Below are 26164 nucleotides of genomic sequence, written 5' to 3' on the forward strand. Positions count from 1 at the left end.
TCGCAGGCCCCCGCCCGCCCCGCAGCCCCGGGCCCCGGCGCGGCGGGCCGCCATGCGGACGGTTCCGGCGTGGCTCAGCCGTGGCGTGGTATGCGTGAGGGGAGCAAGTGGACAGGAAAGACGGAGCCGGGTGCCGAGGCCACAAAACGGGTGAGCGTACCCACCCCCGTTGAGAGCCATGCGCCGAGCGGCCAACTTTCTTCCCCTGAGGGGCTGAAATTTTGTTGATCGAGGGACAGTTGGCCACCCCGGCGTCCTACCCTTCAGAGGGTGAACGTGTTGATGTCCCCAGAGTCCGAGGCCGACACTCCCGGTGAACCCGCCCTGCCCGGCACCTTGCCCGAGGCGCTGCGCGCGGAGCTCGTGGCCTTCCGCCGCGACCTCCACATGCACCCCGAGCTGGGCAACCAGGAGTTCCGCACCACCGCCGCGATCAAGGAACGGCTGGAGCGGGCCGGCCTGAAGCCGCGCGTGCTTCCCATCGGAACGGGGCTCGTCTGCGACATCGGCACCGGCACCGACTCGGGCCAGTGGTCCGGCGGACCGCGGATGCTCGCCCTGCGGGCCGACATCGACGCCCTGCCCATCCCCGACACCAAGAGCGAGTGCGCGTACCGCTCGCGGGTGCCGGACCGCGCCCACGCCTGCGGGCACGACGTGCACACCACCGCCGTCCTCGGCGCCGGCCTCGTCCTCGCCGCCCTGCACGAGCAGGGCCTGCTGCCCCGGCCCGTGCGGCTGGTCTTCCAGCCCGCCGAGGAGGTGCTGCCCGGCGGCGCCGCCGACGCCATCGAGGGCGGCGCGCTCGACGGGGTGCGCCGCATCCTCGCCGTGCACTGCGACCCCCGGGTGGACGCCGGGCGGATCGGGCTGCGGGTCGGTCCCATCACCTCCGCCTGCGACCGGCTGGAGATCGCCCTCGACGGCCCCGGCGGCCACACCGCCCGCCCGCACCTCACCACCGACCTGGTCACCGCCGCCGCCCGCGTGGTCACCGACGTGCCCCCGCTCGTCGCCCGGCGCGTGGACAGCCGCAGCGGGCTCGCCCTGACCTGGGGCCGCGTCGAGTCCGGGCACGCCCCGAACGTCATCCCGCAGCACGCGGAACTCGCCGGGACGGTGCGCTGCCTCGACCTCGACTCCTGGCGGCAGGCGCCCGACCTGGTGGTGGGTGCCATCGACGAGATCGCCAACCTGTACCGGGCCAAGTCCGAGATCACCTACGTCCGCGGCGTCCCCCCGGTCGTCAACGAGGTCACCAGCACCGAACTCCTCCAGGCCGCGATGGTCGCCCGGCGCGGCACCGACGCCGTCGAGGGCACCGAGCAGAGCCTCGGCGGTGAGGACTTCTCCTGGTACCTGGAGCACGTGCCCGGCGCCATGGCCCGCCTCGGTGTGCGCCCGCCCGGCGAGCGCACGGTCCGCGACCTGCACCAGGGCGACTTCGACGTGGACGAGCACGCGATCACCGTCGGCGTGGAGATGTTCACCGCGGCGGCCCTCATCGACGCCGTGCAGTAACCGCCCCGGGCGGCGCCGGCCGCTTCCTCGCACCCGCCGCGGCCCCGGCCGCGGCGGGCCGCGCATCCCTTTCGCTCCCCTTCGAAACGATGGTTCACAAGGGCGTAACCGGCCATCGGCACGAATGCATAACGGCCCCGCACGACCCCGTTCCCAAGGGTTTCTACGCGCGTTAATGTGCGCCGAACCGAGCGCCCGCTGCGGGGCTTTGGAGAATGGGGAACTTCGGATGCGTCGGACATCGAGACTGGCCCGCGTCGCGGTGGGGGCCGCGTCGCTCGCACTCGCCGCCACGGCCTGCGGCGGCACCAGCGGCGAAAGCGGCGACGGCGACGACACCAAGGGCCTCGCCATCGCCTACGACGTCGGCGGCAAGGGCGACCAGTCCTTCAACGACGCCGCCTACACCGGCCTCCAGCGGGCCCAGAAGGAGTTCGGCTACAAGACCGCCGACATCGAGCCCACCGACGGCGAGACCGACGCCGACAAGGAACAGCGCCTGACCTCCCTGGCCAAGCAGGGCTACGACCCGGTCATCGGCGTCGGCTTCGCCTACGCCCCGGCCATGCAGGCCGTGGTGGCCGAGTTCCCGGACACCACCTTCGGCATCGTCGACTCCGTGGTCGAGGGCGACAACGTGGCCTCCCTGGTCTTCGCCGAGAACGAGGCGTCCTACCTCGCGGGTGTGACCGCCGCCAAGGCCACCAAGACCAAGACGGTCGGTTTTGTGGGCGGTGTGGACAACCCGCTGATCCACAAGTTCGAGGCCGGCTTCACGCAGGGCGTCAAGGACACCGACCCGAAGGTCAAGGTCCTCTCGCAGTACCTCACCCAGACCGCGGAGGAGGGCGGCTTCTCCAGCCCGGACAAGGGCCGCGCCGCCGCCGAGGGCCAGATCGAGAAGAAGGCCGACGTCGTCTACCAGGCGGCGGGCCTCAGCGGCCAGGGTGTGATCGAGGCCGCCGCGAAGGCGAAGGTCTGGGCGATCGGCGTCGACTCCGACCAGTACAAGCAGGAAGCGCTCGCGGCGTACAAGGACTCCATCCTGACCTCCGCGCTCAAGGACATCGACGGCGCGGTCTTCGCCCTGGCCCAGTCGGTCGAGGACGGCAAGCCGCTGACCGGCACCAAGACCTTCGACCTGAAGTCCGACGGCGTGGGCCTGTCCGACAGCAACCCGAAGTTCGCCAAGGTGCCGGGCGCCGAGGACGCCGTCGAGAAGGCCAAGGCGGGCATCGTCGACGGCACCATCAAGGTGAAGACGGAGTAGGGCCAGGATGGGACACTCCGTCCCGCGCGACACGCCGTCCACACGGCGTGTCGCGCGGGACGAAGTGCCCAATCGTCCCCCGCACCCGACCCCCGGGCGTCACCCTCCGCCACCTTCCGTTCGCGCCCGGCAAGCCTTTCGGGCCCGTCCGCACCGCCTTGCTCACGGCCCTATAACAAGGTGGACAGAAGGGGTTTTCAGGCAGGTCTACGCGCGTTAATCTGCGGCGAAGCCAGCGCCGCAGCCGAACCGTCCCCGGCGCTTGTACGACAGGAGCACCAGACATGCGCCGGATTTCCCGGATCACGGTCGCAGGCGCAGCGACCGCCTCCCTGGCCCTCGCCCTCTCCGCCTGCGGTGGCACCTCGACCTCCTCCGGGTCGGACGACGGCGACAAGGGTCTCGCCATCGCCTACGACGTCGGCGGCAAGGGCGACCAGTCCTTCAACGACGCCGCGTACGCCGGTCTGGAGAAGGCCAAGAAGGAGTTCGGCTACGAGACGGCCGACATCGAGCCCACCGACGGCGAGACCAACGCCGACAAGGAGCAGCGGCTCGTGTCGCTGGCCAAGCAGGGCTACAACCCGGTCGTCGGGGTCGGCTACGCCTACGCCGCGCCGCTGAAGGCCGCCGCGGAGCGCTACCCGGACACCACCTTCGGCATCGTCGACGACGCCACCATCGAGGCGAAGAACGTGGCCGACCTCGTCTACAACGAGGAGCAGGCCTCCTACCTCGCCGGAGTCGCCGCCGCCAAGAGCACCAAGACCAAGACGGTCGGATTCGTGGGCGGTGTGGACAACCCGCTGATCCACAAGTTCCAGGCCGGCTACGAGCAGGGCGTCAAGGAGACCGACCCGAAGGTCAAGGTCGTCGCCCAGTACCTCACGCAGACCGCGGAGGAGGGCGGCTTCGCCAGCCCCGACAAGGGCAAGACCGCCGCCGAGGGCCAGATCGAGAAGAAGGCCGACGTGGTCTACGCGGCCGCCGGCCTCTCCGGCCAGGGCGTGATCGAGGCCGCCGCCGCCAACAAGGTCTGGGCGATCGGGGTCGACTCCGACCAGTACAAGCAGGAGGCCCTCGCCAAGTACAAGGACTCCATCCTGACTTCGGCCACGAAGGACGTCGCGTCGGCGGTGTACAGCCTCGCGAAGTCGGTCGAGGACGGCAAGCCCGAGACCGGTATCGTTCGGGGCGATCTGAAGTCCGGCGAGGTCGGCCTCTCGAACTCCAACCCGAAGTTCGCGGACGACGCCGAGCTCCAGGCAGCCATCAAGACGGCCAAGGAGAAGATCATCAGCGGCGAGATCAAGGTCAAGAGCAGCTGAGCAGTACCAGCACCACCTCGAACTGCGTGTAACCGCGCCGGTTGCGCCGCTCGGCGGGGTACGGAGAGGAGCCTGCGGGTTCCTCCTCGTACCCCGTCGTGTCGATGTGCCGCCGCCGCTTGAGATGCCGTAGGGGCGCTACGCGCGTAGAAGGCCCCCGTCCCCAGGAGAGTGCGCCATCAACGCGTCCAGCAGCCCTCCGGCGAAAGCGGCGGTCAACGAATCGGTGACCGCCGTCGAACTCGCCGGGATCACCAAGCGCTTCCCCGGAGTCGTGGCCAACCACGACATCCACCTCACCGTCCGCAAGGGCACCGTCCACGCCCTCGTCGGCGAGAACGGCGCCGGCAAGTCGACCCTGATGAAGATCCTCTACGGCATGCAGAAGCCGGACGAGGGCACCATCGCGGTCGACGGCGGGAAGGTGGCCTTCTCCTCGCCCGCCGACGCCATCGCCCGCGGCATCGGCATGGTCCACCAGCACTTCATGCTCGCCGACAACCTCACGGTCCTGGAGAACGTGGTCCTCGGCAGCGAGAAGCTCCACGGCATCGGCGCGAAGGCCCGCCGCCGGATCACGGAGATCTCCGAGCGGTACGGCCTCGGCGTGCGCCCCGACGTCCTGGTCGAGGAGCTCGGCGTCGCCGCCCGCCAGCGCGTGGAGATCCTCAAGGTCCTCTACCGGGGCGCCCGGACCCTGATCCTGGACGAGCCGACGGCGGTCCTCGTGCCGCAGGAGGTCGACGCCCTCTTCGACAACCTGCGCGAACTCAAGTCCGAGGGCCTGTCGGTCATCTTCATCTCCCACAAGCTCGGCGAGGTCCTCTCCGTCGCCGACGAGATCACCGTCATCCGCCGCGGCACCACGGTCGGCACCGCGGTCCCCGCCGGGACGACGCCCCGCCAGCTCGCCGAGCTGATGGTCGGCAGCGAGCTGCCCACGCCGGAGACGGCGGAGTCGACGGTCACCGACCGCGCGGTCCTCACCGTCGACACGCTGCGCCTCGCGGCCCCCGGCGGCAAGGCCCTGCTCGACGACATCTCCTTCACCATCCACGCCGGTGAGGTGCTCGGCATCGCCGGCGTCGAGGGCAACGGCCAGACCGAGCTGGTCGACGCGCTGATCGGCCTGCGCCAGGCGGACTCGGGCACCATCCGCTTCCTCGACCAGGACATCACCGCGCTGCCCACCCGCAAGCGCCGCGAGCAGGGCGTCGGCTACATCCCCGAGGACCGCCACCGCCACGGGCTCCTCCTGGAGGCGCCCCTGTGGGAGAACCGCATCCTCGGCCACGTCACCGAGAAGCCCAACAGCAAGGGCGTCTGGCTGGACCCGAAGGGCTCCCAGGAGGACACCCGCCGCATCGTCGAGACCTACGACGTGCGCACCCCCGGCATCGACGTCACCGCCGCCTCGCTGTCCGGCGGCAACCAGCAGAAGCTGATCGTCGGCCGCGAGATGAGCCACAAGCCGCGCTTCCTGATCGCCGCCCACCCCACCCGCGGTGTGGACGTCGGCGCGCAGGCCGCGATCTGGGACCACATCCGCGAGGCCCGCCGCGAGGGCCTGGCGGTGCTGCTGATCTCCGCCGACCTGGACGAGCTGATCGGCCTGTCCGACACCCTCCGGGTGATCTACGACGGCAAACTGGTCGCGGACGCCGACCCGGCCGCCGTCACGCCCGAGGAACTGGGCTCGGCGATGACCGGCGCGGCCAGCGGCCACCTGGAGCACGAGGAGCCCCCGGCCGACGGCGACGAGCCGGAGCGCACGGTGCCCCCGGCCGCTGACGGACCGGATCGCACGGTGCCCCCGGCCGGTGGCGGACCGGGTGCGCAAGAGGCCCGCGGCGACGGCGCGGACGCGGAGGACACCCCGGGCCACGGCGTCCCGGGCGCGGACAGGAACCCGGGCGACGCCGGCCCGGACGCGGAGAAGACCCGGGGCGATGCCGGCCCGGACGCGGACAAGATCCGGGGCGATGGCGGCTCCGGCGCGGAAGACGAGGCCCGCTGATGAAGAAGTTCGACAAGGAGCGCGTGCTCCTCGCGGTGGCCGGACCGGTCATCGCGCTCGCCGTGGCCTTCGTGCTCAGCGCGATCGTCCTGATCGCCTCGGGCAAGAACCCGGTCGAACCGTTCGCCCTGATGTTCGAGCAGGCCGGGTTCTCCGACATCCAGGTCCTGATCGTCAACCAGGCGTCGATGTACTACATCGCCGCCCTCGCGGTGGCCATCGGCTTCCGGATGAACCTCTTCAACATCGGCGTCGACGGCCAGTACCAGCTCGCCGCCATGATGGCCGCGATCGTCGGCGCGCACGCCAACCTGCCGGCCGCCCTGCAGATCCCGCTGCTCCTGCTGACCGCGGCCCTCACCGGCGCCTTCTGGTCCGGCATCGCCGGTGTCCTGAAGATCACCCGCGGGGTCAGCGAGGTCGTCGCGACGATCATGCTCAACTCCATCGCCACCGCCGTCATCGGCTACCTGTGGCTGCCCGACGTCTTCGGCGTCAAGATCGGCAACAACAACACCACCGGCGAGATGCACGAATCCGGCTGGGTCCCCGGCATCGACATGGGCGCGGCCGGCGAGATCTACGGACTGGTGATCCTCGCCGTCGTCCTCGGCATCGGCTACTGGCTCGTCCTCAACCGCACCCGCTTCGGCTTCGACCTGCGCGCCTCCGGCGCCTCCGAGTCCGCCGCCGCGGCCAGCGGCGTCAGCCCCAAGCGGATGGTGCTCACCGCGATGCTGCTCTCCGGCGGTCTCGCCGGACTCGCGGGCCTGCCCATCCTGCTCGGCGACACCCACACCTACAGCCTCAACTTCCCCACCGGCATCGGCTTCCTCGGCATCGGCATCGCCCTGCTCGGCCGCAACAGCCCGGTCGGCATCGCCTTCGCCGCCCTGCTGTGGGCCTGGCTCGACAAGGCCTCGCCCGAGCTGGACTTCCACGGCTACGACAAGGAGATCGCGGTCATCATGCAGGGCCTGATCGTCCTCGCGGTGGTCGTGTCCTACGAGGCCGTCCGCGAGTGGGGCCTGCGCCGCCAGCAGCGCCGGGTGGGCGCCGAGCTGGCCGCCGGACACGTCCTCGGCGCCACCGACAACACCGAGAAGGAGGTGGCCGGCCGATGACCGCCCCGACCACAGCGACCGACGTCAACCAGCCGTCGCTGCAGCCCACGGCGCCGACCGGCCGCCGGATGTCCCTGCCCGTCCTGATGCTGGTCATCGCCGGCGCCCTGGCGCTGACCAGCATCGTCCGCCTCGTCACCGGCGCCAACGGCATCACCAACGTCAGCCAGATGTCCACCGCGCTCCAACTGGCCGTGCCGATCGGCCTCGCCGGTCTCGGCGGCCTCTGGGCGGAGCGCGCGGGCGTCGTCAACATCGGCCTCGAAGGCATGATGATCCTCGGCACCTGGTTCGGTGCCTGGGCCGGCTTCCAGTGGGGCCCGTGGACCGGCGTCCTCGTCGGCATCGTCGGCGGCGCGCTCGGCGGCCTGCTGCACGCCGTGGTGACGATCGCCTTCAACGTCAACCACATCGTCTCCGGCGTGGCCATCAACATCCTCGCCCTCGGCGCCACCCGCTACCTCGCGCCGCTTGCCTTCGAGGGCCACCAGGGCGGCTCCGCCAAGCAGTCCCCGCCGGTCGACTCGCTCGGCCACTTCTCGATCCCGGGCCTGTCAGGCGCCCTGGAGAGCCTCAACGACCAGCACTGGTTCTTCGTCTCCGACCTCGCCGGGCTGCTCGGCGGCCTGGTCACCGACGTCTCCTGGCTGACCCTGATCGCCGTCGCCCTGATCCCGGCCAGCTGGTACATCCTGTGGCGCACCCCGTTCGGCCTCCGTCTGCGCTCCTGCGGCGAGAACCCGATCGCGGCCGAGTCCCTCGGCGTCAACGTCTACAAGTACAAGTACCTCGCCGTGATCATCTCCGGCGGCCTGGCCGGCCTCGGCGGCGTCTTCCTCTCCATCGTGGCCAACCCCTTCTACCTGGAGGGCCAGACCAGCGGCCGCGGCTACATCGGCCTCGCCGCGATGATCTTCGGCAACTGGATGCCCGGCGGGCTCGCCATCGGCGCCGGGCTCTTCGGCTACACCGACAGCCTCAACCTGCGCGGCGGCTCGGCCAACGTCCACGCCCTGCTGCTGCTCGGCGCGCTGCTCCTGGTCGCCGGCGCCATCTGGCTGGCCGTCCGCAAGAAGTACGTCCACGCGGTGATCACCCTGGTCGTCGGCGCCCTGGTCTTCGCCTGGTACGCCGGTACCAACGAGGTCCCGAACCAGGTCGTCTCCGCCACGCCGTACGTCGTCACCCTCGTCGTCCTCGCCCTGTCCGCGCAACGGCTGCGGATGCCGAAGGCGGACGGCATGCCGTACCGGAAGGGGCAGGGCAAGTGACCGCCGTCGACTGGGGCGCGCTGCGCACCGCCGCCCGCGAGGCGATGGCCCGCGCCTACGCCCCGTACTCCGGCTACGCCGTCGGCGCCGCCGCCCTGGTCGACGACGGCCGCACGGTCACCGGCTGCAACGTGGAGAACGCCAGCTACGGCATCGGCCTGTGCGCCGAGTGCGGGCTCGTCTCCCAGCTCCGGCTGACCGGCGGCGGCCGGCTGACGCACTTCGTCTGCGTCGACGGCGAGGGCGAGGTACTCGTCCCGTGCGGCCGCTGCCGGCAGCTGCTGTACGAGTTCGGCGGCCCGGAGATGCTCCTGGAGACTCCGGAGGGAATCCTCCCCCTCTCCCGGATGCTCCCGCAGGCCTTCGGGCCCGAGTACCTCACCAAGTAGCAACTCGCGTTAGGAAAGCCAGACATGGCCATGGACGTCATCTCCGTCATCCGCACCAAGCGGGACCGCGGCGAGCTCAGCGGCGAGCAGATCGACTGGGTCGTCGACGCCTACACGCGCGGCGAGGTGGCCGACGAGCAGATGTCCTCGCTCGCGATGGCGATCCTGCTCAACGGCATGAACCGCGCCGAGATCGCCCGCTGGACGGCCGCGATGATCGCCTCGGGCGAGCGCATGGACTTCTCGTCCCTGTCCCGCCCGACCGCGGACAAGCACTCCACCGGCGGCGTCGGCGACAAGATCACCCTGCCGCTGGCGCCCCTGGTGGCGGCCTGCGGCGCGGCCGTCCCGCAGCTCTCCGGCCGCGGCCTCGGCCACACCGGCGGCACCCTGGACAAGCTGGAGTCGATCCCGGGCTGGCGCGCGCTCCTGTCCAACGAGGAGATGCTGGACGTCCTGGACACCACCGGCGCGGTGATCTGCGCGGCGGGCGACGGCCTGGCGCCCGCCGACAAGAAGCTCTACGCCCTGCGCGACGTGACCGGCACGGTCGAGGCGATCCCGCTGATCGCCTCCTCCATCATGTCCAAGAAGATCGCCGAGGGCACCGGCTCGCTGGTCCTGGACGTGAAGGTGGGCTCCGGCGCCTTCATGAAGACCATCGAGGACGCGCGGGAGCTGGCCTCCACGATGGTCGGCCTCGGCACCGACCACGGCGTGCGGACGGTCGCCCTCCTCACCGACATGGCCACTCCGCTGGGCCTGACGGCGGGCAACGCCCTGGAGGTCCGCGAGTCCGTCGAGGTCCTGGCGGGCGGCGGCCCGGCCGACGTGGTCGAGCTGACCCTCGCCCTGGCCCGCGAGATGCTCGACGCCGCGGGCCTGAAGGACGCCGACCCGGCGAAGGCCCTCGCCGACGGCTCCGCCATGGACGTGTGGCGCCGCATGATCGCGGCCCAGGGCGGCGACCCGGACGCGCAGCTGCCCACGTCGAAGGAGCAGCACGTCGTCAAGGCGCCCTCCTCCGGCGTCCTGACCCGCCTCGACGCCTACGACATCGGCGTCGCCGCCTGGCGCCTGGGCGGGGGCCGCGCCCGCAAGGAGGACCCGGTGCAGGCCGCCGCGGGCGTCGAGCTGCACGCCAGGCCGGGCGACACCGTCACCGCCGGCCAGCCCCTCCTCACCCTCCACACGGACACCCCGGACCGCTTCGCGTACGCCCTCGCGGCGGTGGAGGGCGCGTACGACGTGGCGCCGGCGGGCACAGCCTTCACGGCGTCGCCGGTGGTGCGGGAACGTATCGCCTGACCTGCAGTTTCCCCATCTGGGTGAACGGGATCGGTAGACCAGTACCGGTCCCGTTCGGCATGCTGGGATCGGTGACGCACCGATAGGAGAACCGCCATGAGCGCACTCACCGTGAGCCAGGATCCCGAACAGAGCTGGGACGAGCTTGTCCGGTTCTGGGAGGAGATGGAGTGGCCCGAGGGCAGCAAGGTGGAGATCATCGAGGGGATCGTCACCGTGTCACCTGCTCCCGGACTGCCTCACAACGACATCACCGAACGTATCCAGCGGGGGTTGTACTCGGTGATTCCCGTCCATTGGGGGGTTTATCAGACACTCGCCCTCTCCGTGCCGTCCCGGCTCGGGATGCTCATCCCGGACCTTCTCGTGACGCAGCGGCCGAACCACGCGGGGCCCGATACCCATATTCCCGCCGCCCTCGCAGAACTCGTCGTCGAGATCACTTCCCGCTCCAACGCCCGGCACGACCGCATCACCAAGCCCGCCGCCTACGCCACCGCCGGCATCCCGCTCTACCTGCTCGTCGACCGCTGGGCCCCGGGCGGACCCACGGCGACGCTGTACGGCGAACCGAAGGGTGACGTCTACCGCGTGCTGAGCGCTGCGAAGTTCGGCGACCCCCTCAATCTCCCCGCCCCCTTCGACCTCGTCCTCGACACCGGCGAGTTCCCCGAGGCCTGACACCGGGAGGGCGCCGCCGGGTGGCGATGGGCGGCGTCCCGTTCGGGCGCGTCGGTCCGGTCACCCCGGCAGCCGCAGCCGGCCGTCGACCCGGCGCGGAATTGAGGCGTCCCCCTCACGCAGTTCGGGCGGCAGCAGGTGGGCCGGGCTGTTCTGCCAGGCCAGGGGCCGCAGGAAGCGGCGGAGACCGGCCGGCCCCACGGAGGTGTGCTGGTTGTCGGTGGCCGGCCAGGGCCCGCCGTGCTGCTGCGCCCAGCTGACCGCCACACCCGTGGGATACCCGTCGAAGAGCACCCGGCCGCTCCGCCCGGCGAGCGCCGCGGCGGCGCCGTCGCGCACCGGGTCGTCGCCGCTGCCGCCGTGGACCGTGCCGACCAGGGCGCCCGGCAGCTCCCGGAGCAGCGGGTCCAGCGCTTCGGGGCGGTAGCGCACTAGGAGGGCGACGGGACCGAAGACCTCCTCCACGCGGGCGGCGTCGAACTGCTCGGCGTCCAGCACCGCGACCGCCGGCCGGGTGCGGTAGCCCTCGCGGTCCGGCTCCGCGGAGCGGGTCAGGTCCGCGGTGGCGGCCAGGTGGTCGAGGCCGCCGGCGTAGGAGGCGGCGATCCGGTCGTTCAGCATGGCCGGGAGCGGGCGGGCCGCGACCCGTCGGCGTACGGCGTCGACCAGGCCGTCACCGGCCGGGGTGCCCGGCACCAGGACGAGGCCCGGCTTGGTGCAGAACTGGCCGCCGCCCAGGGTGAAGGAGTCCACGAGGCCCTCGGCGATCGACTCGGCACACTCCTCGGCCGCGAGCGGCGTGACCACCAGCGGGTTGACGCCGCCCAGTTCGCCGTAGAAGGGGATCGGCACGTCACGCGCGGCGATCACCGTCTTCAGCGCCGCAGCCCCCGCGTGGCCACCCGTGAAGGCGACGGCCGTGATGCGCGGGTCGGCGACGAGGGTCAGACCGGCGTCGGTGCCGTACACCAGGGACACCGTGCCCTCGGGCGCCCCGTGCGCGCGGACGGCGTCCTGGAGGATGCGCCCGCACAGGGCCGACGTGAGCGGGTGGCTGCTGTGCGCCTTGACGACCACGGCGCAGCCCGCGGCGAGCGCGGCGGCGGTGTCGCCGCCCGGCACGGAGAAGGCCAGCGGGAAGTTGCTCGCCCCGAAGACCGCCACCGGCCCCAGGGGGACCAGCATCCTGCGCAGGTCGGGACGGGGGCCCATCGGGGTGTCGCCGGCGTGGTCGACCGTCGCCTCCAGATAGCCGCCCTCGTCGACGACGTCGGCGAGCAGTCTGAACTGGTAAGCGGTGCGGGTCAGTTCGCCGTTCAGGCGGGCGGTGCCCAGCGCGGTCTCCCGGTCGGCCGTGGCCACGACCTCGGGCGCCTCCGCCTCCAGCGCGTCGGCCATGCGGCGCAGCAGCGCGGCGCGGAAGGGCCGGCCGTGCGCGGCCAGTTCGGCGGTGGCCCGGGAGGCCGCCTCGCAGGCCGCCGCGACGTCCTCGTCGCTGCTGGTGCGCAGGTCGGTGCCGGTGACGGTTCCGGTGCTCGGGTCCGCCGTGGTGATGGTCTCGCCGCTCACTTGACTCCCCACGTTTCCAGGATGGCGCTGATTCGCTCCCGGACCTGCGGCGCCGGCCGGGCGGACGGTGGGCGGACCCAGGAGCTGCCGAGCCCGATCTGGTGCAGGGCCTCCTTGACCACGCTGACGTTGTCCGCGCTGTTGCGGGCCAGGCGCAGTTCCTCGAACTCGCGCACGCTGTCCCACGTCTTCATCGCGCTGTCGAAGTCCCCGGCGGCCAGGGCGTCCTGCATCCCCGTCGACAGGTGCGGGGCGATGGCGGCGAGCCCCGAGGTGAAGCCCTGCGCGCCGACGGCCGCGTAGCCGGGGGCGGTGAGCTCGGCGAGGCCCGCGATCCAGGTGAACCGCTCCAGACCGGCCTGGCGGGCGACGACGGCGAAGGCCGCGGTGTCCGGCAGCGCGTACTTCACGGCGACGACGTTGGGGCAGGCGTCGGCCAGCTCCTGGAAGTGGCCGGGGCCGATCGCCGGGTTCTTGACGTAGGGCACGATCCCGAGATCGGGAACGGCCGAGGCGATACGGCGGTGGTAGTCGACCCAGCCCTCGGCGGAGACGTAGGGGTGCACGGGCTGGTGCACCATGATCGCCTCGGCGCCCCGGTCGCGGGCGTACCGCGCGTCGTCGACCGCGGTCGTGACGTCGAAGCCGACACCGGCCAGCAGCAGGGCGCGGCCGGCGGCACCGGCGGCCACCACGTCGACCGCGGTGCGGCGCTCGGTGGGGGTCAGGCAGTAGAACTCGCCCGTGTTGCCGTTGACGGTGACCACACCGACCCGGCCGTCGACCAGACGCGCCACGACGCGTTCGAGGACGGGCCGGTCCACCTCGTCCTTGTCGGTGAAGGGGGTCGGGGTGATCGCGACGACGGTGGCCAGTCGGGACCGCAGGTGTGCGGGGTCCATGCTCTCCTCCGTTCAGGGGTGCCGCGGACGACGCGGACACTCATTCATATACGAGATATGAAAGTAGGGGTGAGAGGGGAGCCGGTCAAGGGCGAGGTGGTGGCCTTGCGGGTCCGTATCACCGTAAACCCGGCGTCCTGGTCGGTGTACGTGCGGTGATGTCGACGAGGTTTCCCGCCCGCAACCCTTGACGTGCCGAGACGTGCTGCTTAAGTTCGGCTCTCGTATACGAGATATACGACGCAGCTGTACGACGCAGTTCGGATCGGCCGGCCCCGAACCGGCAGGCACCAGTGCGGGACACGAGAGGAACGAACGCCATGTCACTCGTCGAGAAGGTCGAGATCATCCAGTTCAACGAGGACGAGCCGGACTACCTCCGGACCTTCGACTCCGAGGACCGGGCGGGCTCGTGGTACTACAGCCCCGGCAGCGTCGGCCGGCGCGGCCACCTGATGGTGCGCGTGCACACCGCCGACGGGCTGACCGGCGAGTACGCCTACCACGCCACGGCCGGCGCCGCAGCGCTCCAGGCCGTGGACGTGGCGCGCGTCCTCGTGGGGCGGGACTGGCAGCACCGCGAACGGCTGTTCCGCACCGCCCGGCGCATGGCGCGGCCGATGCACAACTACGGCCTCTCCTTCGTCGACAACGCCCTGTGGGACCTCGCCGGCAAGGCCTACGGCGCCTCCCTCGCCGAGCTGCTCGGCGGCTGGCGCGACCGCGTGCCGGCCTACGCCTCGACCGTCAACGGCGACCGGGCCGGCAGCCTGTCCTCCTCCGAGCAGGTCGTCGAGTTCTTCGGGCAGCTCCAGCAGGCCGGCTGGCGCGGGTTCAAGATGCACAGCTGGCACGAGGGCGACAAGTGGGAGGAGGCGCGCAACGTCACGCGGATGCGCGAGGTCCTGGGCGAGCGGGCCGAGCTGATGCTCGACCCGGCCTGCGTCTTCGACTCGCTCAGCGACGCGATCTTCGTCGGCAAGGCGTGTCAGGAGGCCGCCTTCCGCTGGTACGAGGACCCGCTGCGGCCCATCGGCGTCGGCGTCCACCAGCACCGGCAGCTCAGGGACGCGCTCGACATCCCCATCCTCCAGACCGAGCACGTGCCCGGTCCCGAGGCCAAGGCCGACTTCCTGCTGGCCGGCGGTACCGACCTGCTGCGCGTTGACGCGCACTACGACCTGGGCGTCACCGGGTCCCTCACCACCATCAAGTTCGCGCAGTCGCTGGGCGTGAAGTCGAGGTGCACGGCCCCAGCCCCGTCCACCGCCACCTCGTCGCCTCGCTGCAGGGCACCTCGATGTACGAGGTCGCCAACGTCTCCCCGCACCACTCGAACCCCTCGCCGCACATCTACACCTGCGGCTACACCGACGACTGGACGAGCATCGGCGAGGACGGCACGCTGCCGGTCCCCTCCGGTCACGGGGTGGGCGTGAGCTACGACCTGGACCTGATCAGGAAGCAGGCCGTGAACACCTGGACTGTCACCGCCGACGGCGTCGCCTGAGCGGGGCCCGAGTGGGTCGTGCGGGCCGAGTGGCGCGGGCGGTCCGGGCGTTGACCCGGCCGGGCGGAGGGCCGTAGGGTCGTATCTCATACGCGAGAGGAGAGTCGGTGAGCAACCGTCGCACGACGGGCGAGGAATTCGCCCCGGTCGAACTCTCCCTCGCGCACGTGGATCCGCTGGCCAACCGTACCGAACAGGCGGCGTCCGTCATCCGGCGGGCGATCCTGACCGGCCGGCTGCGTCCGGGCCAGCCGCTCGTCGAGTCCGACATCGCGGCCTCCCTCGGCATGTCCAAGACCCCGATCCGCGAAGCACTCAAGACCCTCGTCGGCTCCGGGCTCGTGGTGCTGAGCGCCTACCGGGGCGCCAGCGTCCGGGCGATGGACAGCGCGGCCGCCGCCGCGGTGTACGACATGCGCCTGCTGCTCGAACCCGAGGGCGTCCGCCGCGCGGTGCGCAACGGCGGTGACCTCGGCGCGGCCCGCCGCTCGCTGGACCTGGCCGCCGAGGCGGGCCGGGCCGGCGACACCGCGGAGATGAGCCTGCACAACCGCGAGTTCCACCAGGCCCTCTACATGGCCTGCGGGAACCCGATCCTCGTCCGCACCCTGGACGACCTGCGGGACCAGGCGGCGCTGGTCAGCGTGTCGGGCTGGCGGTCCGCCGGCGGGCCCTGCGACGAGGCGGAGGAGCACGAGGACATCCTCGCCGCCGCCCAGGCGGGGGACGCCAACCGGGCCGCGCAGCTGCTCGCCGCCCACATCTCCGGCTTCATCCAGCGGGTGCTGCCCGCCCTCGACGGACACGTCGACCCCGCACCGGCCGCGGAACGTTCGCACTGAGCCCGCGGTGAGCCCACGGTGAGCCCGCACGTCGGTCGTACTGAGGGCTTACCGAGGACTCACTGAGGACTCACTGAGGACTTACTGAGTCCTCGCGGCCCGCCCCGCCGCGCCGCACGAACAGAACCATGCTCTCTCCCGGCTCCCCGCACCGCCTCACCCCCCACCCGCGTCCGCGCGCCGAGCGGCACGCACGAGCCGTCTCCTGATCCCCTCCCAGCGCCCCAACGCGCCCCCGCCCGAGCCCCGCTCGCCGCGCGACGCCGTCGCCCGGCCCGGTGGGCACACCCCCCTCTTTTCCGGCGCCGCAGCGCCAGTCACTGCCCCTACTCGCCCCAAGGCAGGTGCGATGAAGCACTCTCCCGCAGCCGTCACCGACCCGCCGGCGCTCACCGCCGCCACGAAGAAGGCCTACTGGCGCCTGGTCCCGCTGACCATGCTGATGTTCGTCGTGAACTACATCGACCGGGTCAACATCGGCTTCGCCAAGGACGCACTGGAGTCGGACTCGGGCATCGGCGCGGCCGCCTACGGCCTCGGCGCCGGCCTGTTCTTCATCACCTACGCCGTCTTCGAGATCCCGAGCAACATCCTGCTCGAACGCTACGGCGCGAAGTTCTGGCTGACCCGCATCATGATCAGCTGGGGCCTGGTCTCGGCGCTGATGATGTTCGCGCACAACGAGACCGTCTTCTACGCGCTGCGCATGGCCCTGGGCGTCGCCGAGGCCGGGTTCTTCGCCGGCGTCATCTTCTACTTCACCCAGTGGTTCCCCAACGCCACCCGCGGCCGGGCCAACGCCGCCCTCTTCTCGGCGTCGGCGCTCGCCGCGGTCATCGCGGGGCCCCTCTCCGGTGCCCTGCTGAGCATGGACGACACCCTCGGGCTGCACGGCTGGCAGTGGATGTTCCTCATCGAGGGGCTTGCCGCCGTCCTCATCGGCCTGGTGGTGTGGACCCGGCTGGTCTCCCACCCGTCCGAGGCGCCCTGGCTCTCCGACGAGGAGAAGACGGCCCTGATCGACCGGCTCGTCGCCGAGGAGGCCGAGCGGGTCGCGACGAAGACCGACAAGGCCCCCTCCCGCTGGTCGATGCTGCGCGACCCGCAGATGCTGCTCTTCTGTTTCGTGTACTTCGCCGCCCAGCTCGCCCAGTACGCCGTCACCTTCTGGCTGCCGGACTTCGTGCGCGACATCGGGGGACTCAGCGAGTTCACGATCGGCCTGATCTCCGTGGTGCCGTTCGCCGTGGCGTTCTTCGCGGTGCTGGCCGCCGGTCAGATCTCCGACCGCACCGGGCTCCGCCGCACCGTCCTCGGCTCCGGGTTCGTGCTCGCCGCCGTCGGCCTGACCGCCGCCGCCCTCGCCTCTCCGGTGCTGGCCGTCGTCATGCTGATCGTCGCCACGATCGGCTTCAAGGTGGCGGCCTCCTCGTTCTACGTGATCCCCCAGCAGTACCTGGTAGGCGCGATGGTCGCCCCGGGCATCGCGCTGATCAACTCGGTCGGCAACCTCGGCGGTTTCGTCGCGCCCACGCTCCTCGGCCAGGTCGAGTCGCGCACCGGGAGCGTCGACAACGCATTGCTGATCGTCGCGGTCATCTGCCTGGTGGCGCTGGCCGGATGCGCGCTCATGCGCTACCAGGCGGGCGTCCGGGACACCGACCAGCACGCCGACCCCACGGGCACGAGCACGAGCGCGGGTACGGGTTCCGAACCGGACCTGCCGGCGGCCGGACCGGGCCGGACCGTCGGCAACAGCGGCTGAGCGGGGCGCCGCCCGCAGTCCATCGCCCGCCGCCCACCGCCCGACGCCTCGGCGTCAGGCGGTGGGCGGCGGGCGCGGGCCTTCACCTCCCCGGCGTCACCCGAGCACCGCCGCCACCGCCACCAGGACCGGCACGGACACCACCGTCGACACCAGGATCGCGTCCCGCGCCAGGCGCTCGCCCACCTCGTACGTCGACGCGTAGGTGTACAGGTTCTGCGCGGCCGGCAGCGCCGACGTGACCACCACGTCGAGGAGTTGCGCACCCCGCAGGCCGAAGACGCCCGAGGCCAGGGCCCAGGCCACCGCGGGCTGCCCCACCGCCTTGAGCGCCACCGCGAGCAGTACCGGCTCCCGGTCCGCGCCCCGCATCGGCATCGTCGAACCGCACAGGGAGATGCCGAAGGCCAGCAGCACCGCCGGGACCGACATGTTGCCGATGAGAGTCAGCGGGTCCATGACCGGGGCCGGCACCCGCAGACCGCTCGCGGCGACCGCGACCCCGGCCAGCGAGCCCAGGGCTATCGGATTGCTCAGCGGCGTCAGCAGCCGCCGCCACAGCGGACGCCCCTGCGCGCCGCCGCCGGAGAGGTCGAGGATCGTCACCGCCACCGGTGTCACCAGCACCAGCTGGAACAGCAGCACCGGCGCCACCAGGGAGGCGTCGCCCAGCACGTACACGGCGATGGGGATGCCGAGGTTGCCGGAGTTGACGTAGCCGGAGCACAGGGCGCCGATCGTCGTACGGCCCACGCCCCAGCCCCGTACGGCGCCCACCGCGACGAAGACCCCGGCGACGGCGACCGTCGACAGCGCCGTCACCAGCAGGCGGCTGGAGAAGACCACCGACAGGTCGGCCTCCGCGAGGGTCGTGAACAGCAGGGCGGGGGAGGCCACGTGGAAGGCGAGCTTCGTCAGGACCTCGCGCCCCTGGGGGCCGAGATGGCCCCGCAGACCGAGCACGTACCCCACGGCGATGACCACCGCGATGACCGCGAAACCGGTCAGCACCCCCTGCACGGCGCCGCCTCCCCGAAGAGGACGGCGGGGACGCCGGCGTCCGGCGGGGCGGGGCGGGGAGGCGGTACGTGGGGCATACAGCAAACCCTCCGGTGAGGGATGCGCGCAGGTCAATGTGATCTCTGATCGCGGACACCGATGAGTTCGCACCCCCCGCCGGGTCTACCGCACGTGGACGCCGTGACACCCGCCGTGCTCGTGCTGCCGGGGCCCGTCTCCCGAGGGGAGACGCCCCGGCTCTGTGACGAGGTCCGCGCACTCCTCGGGACCACCCGGGCCGGGGTGGTGGTCTGCGACGTCGGCGGGCTGGGGCCGCCGGGACTCGCCGTCGTCGATCTGCTGGCCCGGCTGGAGCTGACCGCCCGGCGGGCCGGGGGCCGCATCCGGTTGCGCGACCCCGACCCCGCCCTGCCCGCGCTGCTCGACCTAGTCGGCCTCCGCTTCGAGACGGAGCGGCAGGTCGAACAGCGGGAACCACCGCTTGGTGTCGAGGAAGCAGTGGAACCCGGTGATGCGGCCGTCTGAGATCTCCAGCACCTGGACCGCCCAGGGCGCGAAGCCGCCCGCCTCCGGGTCCGGCTTGTAGTGCGCGAAGGCCGGCAGTCCGTTGGCCTCCACCCGCCGCAGCCGGGAACCCGCGCACGCCGCGCCGAGCGTCGTCATGAAACCGGTGATGTCCGCCGGACCGGCCAGCCACAGGTCGAACGGCGGCATCGTCATGACCGCGTCCTCGTGCAGCAGCGCGGTCAGCGCCGTCATGTCGTACCCCTCGAAGGCCGCGACGTAGCGCTCCAGGAGCTTCTGCTGCTCCTCGTCCAGCGGGTCGGACACCGCGGCGCCGTCGCCCCGGTCCGCCCGCTCCGCCAGCGTGGCGCGGGCCCGCTGCAGCGCGCTGTTGACCGACGCGACCGACGTGCCGAGCAGCTCGGCCACCTCGCTCGCCCGCCAGGCCAGCACCTCGCGCAGGATCAGCACCGCCCGCTGCTTGGGCGGCAGTTGCTGCAGGGCGGCCATGAAGGCGAGCCGCACGGACTCCTTGGCGACCGCGGCCTCGGCGGGGTCGGCGGTCGAGGGCAGCACCCGGGCGTCCGGCATCGGCTCCAGCCAGGTGTGGTCCGGGCGGGGGGAGAGGGCGGCCCGGGCCAGCGGTGTGGCCTCGGTGAGGTCCATCGGGCGGGCCCGCTTGTTGCCCGCGGACAGCATGTCCAGGCAGACGTTGGTCGCGATGCGGTAGAGCCAGGAGCGGAGACTGGAGCGGCCCTCGAACTTCTCGTAGCTCCGCCAGGCGCGGACCAGGGTGTCCTGCACCGCGTCCTCGGCCTCGAAGGAGGAGCCGAGCATCCGGTAGCAGTACCCCGTCAACTCGGTGCGGTGCTTCTCCAGCGCCGAGTCCAGCTCCGTCGTCGCGGTGCCGTTGGTCATCGTCCACCCACCCCTGTGGCCGTCCCGTCGGGCGCGTCTTCGCACCCCGCACTTCGGAAGCTACCGCAGGCGACTGACAATGGCCTGTGCAGTCAAAAAGGGCGCAGGTCAGGGGCTCATGGTCGACCCCGCCCCGCCGCCCTCGGACTGGGCGACCCGCCCGGCCGGCCCTGCGCGGTCGGCCGAACGCGGCCCCGCGCCCCCGGCAGGGGGTCAGCGGGACAGGCCCAGCGTCCCCACCGGCGCGTCGTCCGCCCTGCGGCGGGCGGCCAGCGTGCCGGCCACCGTGATCGCCACGACCCCCAGCACCGCCAGCAGACCGACCCCGACCGTGCTCGCCCAGCCGCCGGAGTGGAAGGCCACCGCGCCGACCGTGCTGCCCGCGCTGGAGCCGACGTAGTAGGCGGACTGGTACAGCGCCGCCGCCTGGGCGCGGCCGTGCTGGGCGGTCTTGCCGACCGCCGAGGAGGCCACCGCGTGCCCGGCGAAGAAGCCCGCCGTGATCAGCACCAGGCCCAGCAGGACCAGCGGCAGGAACGGCGCCAGGGTGAGCAGCAGACCCGCCGCCGTCGTACCGGCGCCCAGGTAGAACGTGCCGCGCCGGCCGAGCCGGCTCACCAGGCGGCCCGCCGTCGCCGAGGAGACCGTGCCGACCAGGTACACCAGGAAGATCGAGCCGATGAGCCCCTGCGGCAGCGAGAACGGTGCCTCGGACAGGCGGTAGCCGATCACCGTGTAGACGCCGCCGAAGACCGTCATGAACAGTGCGCCGATCGCGTACAGGCGCCGCAGCAGCGGGTTGGCCAGGTGGTCGCGGACCGTGCCGGCCAGGACGCGCGGCCGCAGTGAGCCCGCCGTGAAGTGCGTCGGCGCCGGCAGCAGCATCCGGAAGGCCACCGCGCATCCGACCGCCACGAGGCCGATCACCCCGACGGCGACCCGCCAGCCCCACTCCTGGGCGACCCAGCCGGTGATGATCCGGCCGCTCATGCCGCCCACGCTGTTGCCCGCCACGAACAGGCCGATCGCGGTGACCAGCGCCCGCGGGGTGACCTCCTCCGCGAGGTACGCCGTCGCCGAGGCCGGCAGCCCGGCCAGCGCCGCGCCCTGCACCGCCCGCAGGGCGACCAGCACCGGCAGCGACGGCGCGAAGGGCACCAGCAGCCCGACGGTCACCGCGACCGCCAGCGACGCCGTCATGACCGTACGCCGTCCGAAGCGCTCCGAGAGCGCGCTCATCGGCAGCACGAACACCGCGAGGCCACCGGTCGCCGCGGCCACCGTCCAGCTCGCGTCGCCCGCCGTCCCGCCCAGGTCGCCCGAGATCAGCGGCAGCAGGGCCTGGGTGGAGTAGAGGAGCGCGAAGGTCGCGACGCCCGCCAGGAACAGCGCGAGACTCATCCGGCGGTAGCCGGGGCCGCCCGGCGCCATGCGCGAGTCGGGGGGCTCGGGAGACTCGGGGGACTCCGCGGCCTCGGGGACGTCGGGGACGGAGGCGGCGGATGCGGCGTCCACGACCGTGGACGCCCCGGTATCGGCGGGAGTCATGCGTCGAAGGTACGGAGCCCCTTACTCATCCGTCCAATGCATGGAATGGCCATAATCGTTCCCATGGTGCATCAGTCGAGTTCACGGCCCCGTCTGTCATCGTCCGGTGACACGGAAGACATCGTCGCGCTGCTCGCGCCCCGGCTCGCGCACTTCGCCGGCGTGGCCCGCACCGAGCACGTCACCCGGGCCGCGCAGGAGATGAACGTCCCCCAGTCCACCCTCTCGCGTGCCCTGGTCCGCCTGGAGGAGGACCTCGGCGTCGGCCTCTTCGTGCGCCGCGGCCGGACCCTGGCGCTGACCGTTGCCGGACGCACCTTCCTCCGCTCCGTGGAACGCGCCCTCGCCGAGGTCGAGCGGGCCGCCGACGAGGTCCGCGCGGACGCCGACCCCGCCACCGGCAAGGTCGCCTTCGGGTTCCTGCACACCATGGGCGCCGAAACCGTTCCGGGCCTGCTGCACGCCTTCCGCGCCGACCACCCCCGCGTCCGCTTCAGCCTCGTCCAGAACTACGGCGAGGCCATGCTGGAGCGCCTGCGCGCCGGCGAACTCGACCTCTGCCTCACCTCCCCCGTGCCCGACGCCCCCGACCTGGTCGCCCGCCGGCTCGACGAGCAGAAGCTGCGCCTGGTCGTCCCGGCCGACCACGCCCTGGCCGGGCGCAGACGCGTCCGCCTCGCCGAGACCGCCGACGAGAACTTCGTGACCCTGGAGCCTGGCTACGGGCTGCGCCGCATCACCGACGACCTGTGCCGGGAGGCCGGCTTCCGGCCCCGGGTGGCCTTCGAGGGCGAGGAGGCGGAGACCCTGCGCGGCCTGGTCGCGGCGGGGCTCGGCGTCGCCCTGCTGCCCCCGCCGGCCGTGCCCCGCCCCGGCGTGGTCGAGCTGGCGGTCACCGCCCCGCGCGCGGCCCGGGAGATCGGCGTCGCCTGGCTCGCGGGGCGCACGGACACGCCGCCCGTCGCGGCGTTCAAGAGGTTCCTGCTGTCGAAGCGGGGGAAGCTGCTGCCCTCTTGACTTTCGGGTGCCGAGCCGGAACCGCGCGGGGCGTGGGGCGCGTCTAGGGGGGCGTGCAGCGTCATGGGTTCTTCGGCGGCAGCGCCGCGCTCCGCATCCGTGCGACGGGAAGTGTGCTCCTGGTCGTGCATCTCGTCTTCGTCGCCTGGTACACGCTGCGGCCGCTGGACGTTCCCTGGGTGCTGCCGCCCAATACGCAGCCGTTCGCCGGGATCCGCGCCGACCTGGCGCTGGGCTGGCCCGAGGCGGCCCGGTCGCTCGGCGGGTCGCTGGCCCTGCTGGCGCCGCTCGGGGTCCTGCTGCCGATGGCCGGCGGGCGGCCGGCCGCCTCGCCGCTGGTCTCCCTGCTGCGCACCCTCGCCGCCGCCGTCCTGCTGTCGCTGGGCATCGAGCTGCTCCAGACCGGCGTCCCTGGGCAGGTCGTCGACGTCGACTCGCTGCTGCTGAACACGGTGGGCGTGGCCGTCGCGCACCTCGCCGTCGTCCCCGCCGGCCGGGCCCGGCTCCACCGGAAGTACCGGCAGGACGTCCTCCGGGAGGAGCCCGCTCAGGGACGAACCCCGACGATTACCAGGGTCGGAGTAGCTCCGTAGGGCGGCGTAATGTCCGGCTCATCCGCTTAGCGTGGAGGGCAGATGAAGGGGAAGCCGAACGGCAGCCCCACCCACACGCTCACGAAGGAGCCGCGATGTCCAGCCTCGCCCGCCCCACCCACGGCCGCATGATCGGCGGAGTGTGCGCCGCGCTGGCCCGGCGCTTCGGCACCTCCGCCGGCACGATGCGGGTGATCTTCCTGGTCTCCTGCCTGCTGCCCGGCCCCCAGTTCCTGCTCTACCTGGCCCTGTGGATCCTGCTCCCGTCCGAGGAGAAGGCGGCCCGCACGGCCTGGTGACACCCGTACCTCTCCCTCTGGTACGCCGATGGGGCGCACCCGGCGACACCGGGTGCGCCCCATCGGCGCGTGGGGGAGGGAGAGGCGGGCTCAGCCGCCTAGCGGGAGGCCGTTGACGCCCAGGCCCTGGGTGGGCAGGCCCTGCGTGGGCAGGCCGCCGAGCAGCTTGGCGGCCGGCTCGGTCGGGCCCTCGTTGAGCTGCTCGGCGACCAACTCCTCGACGACCGGCTGGGCGGCGGTCAGGCCCGTGTGCGAGATGCGGCGGCCCTGCTCCAGCACGTTGCCCGCGCCGGGCGCCACCTGGGAGACCGTCTCCGCGGGGACCGCGCCTACGACGGAGTCCACCGTCTGCGCGGTGTCGGGGAGCTGGGGGGCCGCGGAGGCCGCGCCGGCACCGGCGGCGGCGAAGGCGGCGCCGAGTGCGGCGACACCGAGGGTCTTGGCAGCAGACTGCTTCATGGAAATGCGTCCTCGTAATGGGGAGACGGGGATGTGAGCGGTGGTCGACCGTAAACACGCCCTACCCCTTGCGGCAAACATCGAAATGCGGACGAATGGTGAATGCCGATCCGCGTTTCCGTTTCGCCGTCAAGCCGCACTCACTCCGTGCTGCTTGCATCGTTGCTGGTGGGAGCCGTCTGCTGGAACAGCCATTCGGATTTTAGTTCCGCATAACCGGGCTTGATCACGTCATTGATCATGGCGAGTCGTTCATCGAAAGGGATGAACGCTGATTTCATCGCATTGACGGAGAACCACTGCATGTCGTCGAGCGTGTAACCGAACGCCTCGACAAGGTGCTCGAATTCCCGGCTCATGCTGGTGTGGGACATAAGACGATTGTCCGTGTTCACCGTGGCCCGGAAGTGCAGCCGGCGCAGCAGCCCGATGGGGTGCTCCGCATAGGAGTCCGCGGCGCCGGTCTGGAGGTTGGAACTGGGGCACAGCTCCAGCGGGATCCGCTTGTCCCGCACGTACGACGCGAGTCGTCCGAGCTCTACCGTGCCGTCCTCGTGGACCCGGATGTCGTCGATGATGCGCACCCCGTGCCCGAGCCGGTCGGCGCCGCACCACTGCAGGGCCTGCCAGATGGACGGCAGCCCGAAGGCCTCCCCGGCGTGGATCGTGAAGTGGTTGTTCTCCCGCTTCAGGTACTCGAAGGCGTCCAGGTGCCGGGTGGGCGGGTATCCGGCCTCGGCGCCCGCGATGTCGAAGCCGACCACGCCGAGGTCGCGGTAGCGGTTGGCCAGCTCGGCGATCTCCAGGGAGCGGGCGGCGTGCCGCATGGCGGTGAGCAGGGCGCCGACCCGGATGCGGTGGCCGCTGTCCCGGGCGCGCCGCTCGCCCTCCCGGAAGCCCTCGTTGACGGCCTCGACGACCTCTTCGAGGGTGAGCCCCTTGTCGAGGTGCTGCTCGGGGGCGTACCGCACCTCGGCGTAGACGACGCCGTCCTCGGCGAGGTCCTCGGCGCACTCGGCGGCGACCCGGACCAGCGCGTCACGGGTCTGCATGACGCCGACGGTGTGGGAGAAGGTCTCCAGGTAGCGCTCCAGCGACCCGGAGTCCGCGGCCTGCCGGAACCAGGCGCCGAGCCGGTCGGCGTCGGTCTCGGGCAGGTCCGCCCAGCCGGTCTCGCGGGCGAGTTCGACGACGGTCCCGGGCCGCAGTCCGCCGTCGAGGTGGTCGTGCAGCAGGACCTTCGGCGCCCGGCGGATCCGGTCCGGCGTCACGGTCCTCTCCGGCCCCGCGGTCCTCTCCGGCGTCGCGGTCCTCGCGGTGTTCGTCGGGGTGCTCCGGCTCGTCGTCTCCGCACGGCTCGTCATGTCCGCACTCTAACTCCTACGCGCGTAGAACGCGGGGTGATCGGACGAACCCGGCCCCCGGGGAAACGGCGGTGCGGGCGCGCGCGAGTGCCGCGCGGTGTACGCATCCGCCGATATGTAACGGTGATTGCGCGGACAGGTGGCGTACACCCGGTCTTCTGAGAATGTTCTGCCATGGCACAGCAAGCGACGCCGGTCCGTCGGGCCCGGCTGGGGCGAACGCTCGGTCCGGAGAGAACGGCGGTGAGCGGCGTGGTGCTGCTGCTCCCCGGCGGCGACGAGGTGTCCGGCCGCAGACCGTCGCCCCTGCTGGCGACCGGGTCCGTACGGGTGCTGGGGCGCCGGCTGGCGCGCGCGGGGCGGGACGAGGGGCTGGCGACGCATGTCGTGCACTACCGCTACCGAGGCTGGAACGGCTCGGAGGCGCACCTCGCCCGGGACGCCGAATGGGCCGCCGACGAGGCGGTACGGCGCTACGGCGACGTGCCCGTCTGCCTGGCCGGCACCGGCATGGGCGGGCGGGCCGCGCTGCGGGCGGCCGGACACGAGGCCGTCAGTTCGGTGCTGGCGATCGCCCCCTGGCTGCCGGAGGACGACATGGCCGCGCCGCCCGAACCGGTGAAGCAGCTCGCCGGGCGGCAGGTGCTGATCGTGCACGGCACGAACGACGAGCGCAGCGACCCGGAGCTGTCGTTCCGGCTGGCGGCGCGGGCGAAGAAGGCGAACCGCGCCGTGTGCCGCTTCGAGGTGCACTCGGACGGGCACGGGTTACGGCAGTACCGGGAGGAAGTCGCCGCGCTGGCCGAGGACTTCGTGATGGGCGCGCTGTTCGGTCAGTCCTTCTCGCGCCCGGTGGAGGACGCGCTGGCCGCTCCGCCGCCGCTGGGACTGCGGATGCCGCTGGCGGCGGGGTTCGGGAAGTCGCTGCGGAGGTAGCGCCCGCCT

24 protein-coding genes are annotated in these 26164 nt (G+C 72.1%); 17 read left to right on the top strand and 7 right to left on the bottom strand.

What is annotated here, in order from left to right; translation table 11 throughout:
* Positions 1-282: 282 nt before the first annotated feature.
* The 9 genes from IG94_RS0133700 to IG94_RS0133740 all read left to right on the top strand — a co-directional run bounded on the left by IG94_RS0133700 (position 283) and on the right by IG94_RS0133740 (position 10909).
* Entirely contained in the window at positions 283-1521 is a 1239-nt protein-coding gene (locus IG94_RS0133700; protein ID WP_031046307.1) for a M20 family metallopeptidase, read from the top strand.
* 229 nt (positions 1522-1750) lie between these two features.
* Positions 1751-2791 carry a BMP family lipoprotein gene (locus IG94_RS0133705; RefSeq protein WP_031046310.1) on the top strand — a complete coding sequence of 347 codons (1041 nt, stop codon included), beginning with the start codon at positions 1751-1753 and terminating at the stop codon, positions 2789-2791.
* Positions 2792-3075: 284 nt separating this feature from the next.
* Positions 3076-4119 (top strand): BMP family lipoprotein, encoded by a 1044-nt coding sequence (locus IG94_RS0133710; RefSeq protein WP_031046313.1) that lies wholly within the window; start codon positions 3076-3078, stop codon positions 4117-4119.
* Positions 4120-4345: 226 nt separating this feature from the next.
* On the top strand, positions 4346-6136 hold the full coding sequence (locus IG94_RS0133715; RefSeq protein WP_224326271.1) for an ATP-binding cassette domain-containing protein: 1791 nt from the start codon (positions 4346-4348) through the stop codon (positions 6134-6136).
* The gene (locus IG94_RS0133720) at positions 6136-7260 is read left to right on the top strand and encodes an ABC transporter permease (RefSeq protein ID WP_031046320.1); all 1125 of its coding nucleotides are present in this window, start codon (positions 6136-6138) and stop codon (positions 7258-7260) included. Before IG94_RS0133715 ends, IG94_RS0133720 begins: the two co-directional genes overlap by 1 nt.
* Positions 7257-8531 (top strand): ABC transporter permease, encoded by a 1275-nt coding sequence (locus IG94_RS0133725; protein ID WP_031046322.1) that lies wholly within the window; start codon positions 7257-7259, stop codon positions 8529-8531. Before IG94_RS0133720 ends, IG94_RS0133725 begins: the two co-directional genes overlap by 4 nt.
* A complete protein-coding gene (locus IG94_RS0133730) occupies positions 8528-8920 on the top strand; it encodes a cytidine deaminase (RefSeq protein WP_031046324.1) in 393 nt (130 codons plus the stop codon). Before IG94_RS0133725 ends, IG94_RS0133730 begins: the two co-directional genes overlap by 4 nt.
* A 30-nt stretch (positions 8921-8950) precedes the next feature.
* Complete coding sequence (locus IG94_RS0133735) at positions 8951-10228, top strand: thymidine phosphorylase (RefSeq protein WP_031046326.1); 1278 nt, start codon at positions 8951-8953, stop codon at positions 10226-10228.
* A gap of 96 nt (positions 10229-10324) precedes the next feature.
* Positions 10325-10909, top strand: a complete 585-nt coding sequence (locus IG94_RS0133740; protein ID WP_031046327.1) for a Uma2 family endonuclease — start codon at positions 10325-10327, stop codon at positions 10907-10909.
* A 60-nt stretch (positions 10910-10969) separates the two neighbouring features.
* Here the strand turns inward: IG94_RS0133740 and IG94_RS0133745 are convergent, their stop codons facing one another.
* On the bottom strand, positions 10970-12478 hold the full coding sequence (locus tag IG94_RS0133745; RefSeq protein WP_031046329.1) for an aldehyde dehydrogenase family protein: 1509 nt from the start codon (positions 12476-12478) through the stop codon (positions 10970-10972).
* A complete protein-coding gene (locus IG94_RS0133750) occupies positions 12475-13380 on the bottom strand; it encodes a dihydrodipicolinate synthase family protein (RefSeq protein ID WP_031046331.1) in 906 nt (301 codons plus the stop codon). Before IG94_RS0133750 ends, IG94_RS0133745 begins: the two co-directional genes overlap by 4 nt.
* Positions 13381-13700: 320 nt before the next feature.
* Between IG94_RS0133750 and IG94_RS39100 the strand changes: the two genes are divergently transcribed.
* The 3 genes from IG94_RS39100 to IG94_RS0133765 all read left to right on the top strand — a co-directional run bounded on the left by IG94_RS39100 (position 13701) and on the right by IG94_RS0133765 (position 17497).
* Complete coding sequence (locus IG94_RS39100; protein WP_211269711.1) at positions 13701-14819, top strand: enolase C-terminal domain-like protein; 1119 nt, start codon at positions 13701-13703, stop codon at positions 14817-14819.
* 238 nt (positions 14820-15057) lie between these two features.
* On the top strand, positions 15058-15732 hold the full coding sequence (locus IG94_RS0133760; protein WP_037761393.1) for a GntR family transcriptional regulator: 675 nt from the start codon (positions 15058-15060) through the stop codon (positions 15730-15732).
* 349 nt (positions 15733-16081) lie between these two features.
* The gene (locus IG94_RS0133765; protein WP_078892531.1) at positions 16082-17497 is read left to right on the top strand and encodes an MFS transporter; all 1416 of its coding nucleotides are present in this window, start codon (positions 16082-16084) and stop codon (positions 17495-17497) included.
* A gap of 96 nt (positions 17498-17593) precedes the next feature.
* Here IG94_RS0133765 and IG94_RS0133770 read toward each other — a convergent pair whose 3' ends face one another.
* Positions 17594-18517 (bottom strand): AEC family transporter, encoded by a 924-nt coding sequence (locus tag IG94_RS0133770; protein WP_031046340.1) that lies wholly within the window; start codon positions 18515-18517, stop codon positions 17594-17596.
* A gap of 138 nt (positions 18518-18655) precedes the next feature.
* On the opposite strand from IG94_RS0133770, the gene IG94_RS0133775 reads away from it, so the two are divergent.
* Positions 18656-19042, top strand: coding sequence for an STAS domain-containing protein (locus tag IG94_RS0133775; protein ID WP_078892532.1), 387 nt, complete (start codon positions 18656-18658; stop codon positions 19040-19042).
* Here the strand turns inward: IG94_RS0133775 and IG94_RS0133780 are convergent.
* Together IG94_RS0133780 and IG94_RS0133785 are read right to left on the bottom strand one after the other, a co-directional pair.
* Positions 18944-19939 carry a sigma-70 family RNA polymerase sigma factor gene (locus tag IG94_RS0133780; protein ID WP_031046344.1) on the bottom strand — a complete coding sequence of 332 codons (996 nt, stop codon included), beginning with the start codon at positions 19937-19939 and terminating at the stop codon, positions 18944-18946. The genes IG94_RS0133775 and IG94_RS0133780 overlap by 99 nt on opposite strands.
* Positions 19940-20152: 213 nt before the next feature.
* On the bottom strand, positions 20153-21487 hold the full coding sequence (locus IG94_RS0133785; protein ID WP_031046346.1) for an MFS transporter: 1335 nt from the start codon (positions 21485-21487) through the stop codon (positions 20153-20155).
* Positions 21488-21550: 63 nt separating this feature from the next.
* Here IG94_RS0133785 and IG94_RS0133790 point away from each other — a divergent pair, with 63 nt between their 5' ends.
* From IG94_RS0133790 to IG94_RS0133800, 3 genes are all read left to right on the top strand, one after another.
* A complete protein-coding gene (locus IG94_RS0133790; RefSeq protein ID WP_031046348.1) occupies positions 21551-22504 on the top strand; it encodes a LysR family transcriptional regulator in 954 nt (317 codons plus the stop codon).
* A 53-nt stretch (positions 22505-22557) separates the two neighbouring features.
* Positions 22558-23097: a VanZ family protein gene (locus IG94_RS0133795; protein ID WP_031046354.1), complete on the top strand. Its 540-nt coding sequence runs from the start codon at positions 22558-22560 to the stop codon at positions 23095-23097.
* 95 nt (positions 23098-23192) lie between these two features.
* Positions 23193-23396, top strand: coding sequence for a PspC domain-containing protein (locus IG94_RS0133800; protein WP_003974070.1), 204 nt, complete (start codon positions 23193-23195; stop codon positions 23394-23396).
* A 90-nt stretch (positions 23397-23486) separates the two neighbouring features.
* Here IG94_RS0133800 and IG94_RS0133805 read toward each other — a convergent pair whose 3' ends face one another.
* Together IG94_RS0133805 and IG94_RS0133810 are read right to left on the bottom strand one after the other, a co-directional pair.
* Complete coding sequence (locus IG94_RS0133805) at positions 23487-23855, bottom strand: hypothetical protein (protein ID WP_031046356.1); 369 nt, start codon at positions 23853-23855, stop codon at positions 23487-23489.
* Positions 23856-23995: 140 nt separating this feature from the next.
* Positions 23996-25219: an adenosine deaminase gene (locus IG94_RS0133810; protein WP_224221412.1), complete on the bottom strand. Its 1224-nt coding sequence runs from the start codon at positions 25217-25219 to the stop codon at positions 23996-23998.
* Positions 25220-25393: 174 nt separating this feature from the next.
* On the opposite strand from IG94_RS0133810, the gene IG94_RS0133815 reads away from it, so the two are divergent.
* On the top strand, positions 25394-26155 hold the full coding sequence (locus IG94_RS0133815; protein ID WP_031046361.1) for an alpha/beta fold hydrolase: 762 nt from the start codon (positions 25394-25396) through the stop codon (positions 26153-26155).
* Positions 26156-26164 lie beyond the last annotated feature (9 nt).

This window comes from Streptomyces olivaceus (assembly GCF_000721235.1).
GTDB lineage: Bacteria > Actinomycetota > Actinomycetes > Streptomycetales > Streptomycetaceae > Streptomyces > Streptomyces olivaceus.

Bases quoted from the DNA above. Each gene is read 5' to 3' on its own strand.
- IG94_RS0133700 (WP_031046307.1), top strand. From the start codon at position 283: ATGTCCCCAGAGTCCGAGGCCGACACTCCCGGTGAACCCGCCCTGCCC.
- IG94_RS0133705 (WP_031046310.1), top strand. From the start codon at position 1,751: ATGCGTCGGACATCGAGACTGGCCCGCGTCGCGGTGGGGGCCGCGTCG.
- IG94_RS0133710 (WP_031046313.1), top strand. From the start codon at position 3,076: ATGCGCCGGATTTCCCGGATCACGGTCGCAGGCGCAGCGACCGCCTCC.
- IG94_RS0133720 (WP_031046320.1), top strand. From the start codon at position 6,136: ATGAAGAAGTTCGACAAGGAGCGCGTGCTCCTCGCGGTGGCCGGACCG.
- IG94_RS0133725 (WP_031046322.1), top strand. From the start codon at position 7,257: ATGACCGCCCCGACCACAGCGACCGACGTCAACCAGCCGTCGCTGCAG.
- IG94_RS0133735 (WP_031046326.1), top strand. From the start codon at position 8,951: ATGGACGTCATCTCCGTCATCCGCACCAAGCGGGACCGCGGCGAGCTC.
- IG94_RS0133740 (WP_031046327.1), top strand. From the start codon at position 10,325: ATGAGCGCACTCACCGTGAGCCAGGATCCCGAACAGAGCTGGGACGAG.
- IG94_RS0133750 (WP_031046331.1), bottom strand. From the start codon at position 13,380: ATGGACCCCGCACACCTGCGGTCCCGACTGGCCACCGTCGTCGCGATC.
- IG94_RS39100 (WP_211269711.1), top strand. From the start codon at position 13,701: ATGTCACTCGTCGAGAAGGTCGAGATCATCCAGTTCAACGAGGACGAG.
- IG94_RS0133765 (WP_078892531.1), top strand. From the start codon at position 16,082: ATGAAGCACTCTCCCGCAGCCGTCACCGACCCGCCGGCGCTCACCGCC.
- IG94_RS0133775 (WP_078892532.1), top strand. From the start codon at position 18,656: ATGAGTTCGCACCCCCCGCCGGGTCTACCGCACGTGGACGCCGTGACA.
- IG94_RS0133780 (WP_031046344.1), bottom strand. From the start codon at position 19,939: ATGACCAACGGCACCGCGACGACGGAGCTGGACTCGGCGCTGGAGAAG.
- IG94_RS0133785 (WP_031046346.1), bottom strand. From the start codon at position 21,487: ATGACTCCCGCCGATACCGGGGCGTCCACGGTCGTGGACGCCGCATCC.
- IG94_RS0133790 (WP_031046348.1), top strand. From the start codon at position 21,551: ATGGTGCATCAGTCGAGTTCACGGCCCCGTCTGTCATCGTCCGGTGAC.
- IG94_RS0133800 (WP_003974070.1), top strand. From the start codon at position 23,193: ATGTCCAGCCTCGCCCGCCCCACCCACGGCCGCATGATCGGCGGAGTG.
- IG94_RS0133805 (WP_031046356.1), bottom strand. From the start codon at position 23,855: ATGAAGCAGTCTGCTGCCAAGACCCTCGGTGTCGCCGCACTCGGCGCC.
- IG94_RS0133810 (WP_224221412.1), bottom strand. From the start codon at position 25,219: ATGACGAGCCGTGCGGAGACGACGAGCCGGAGCACCCCGACGAACACC.
- IG94_RS0133815 (WP_031046361.1), top strand. From the start codon at position 25,394: ATGGCACAGCAAGCGACGCCGGTCCGTCGGGCCCGGCTGGGGCGAACG.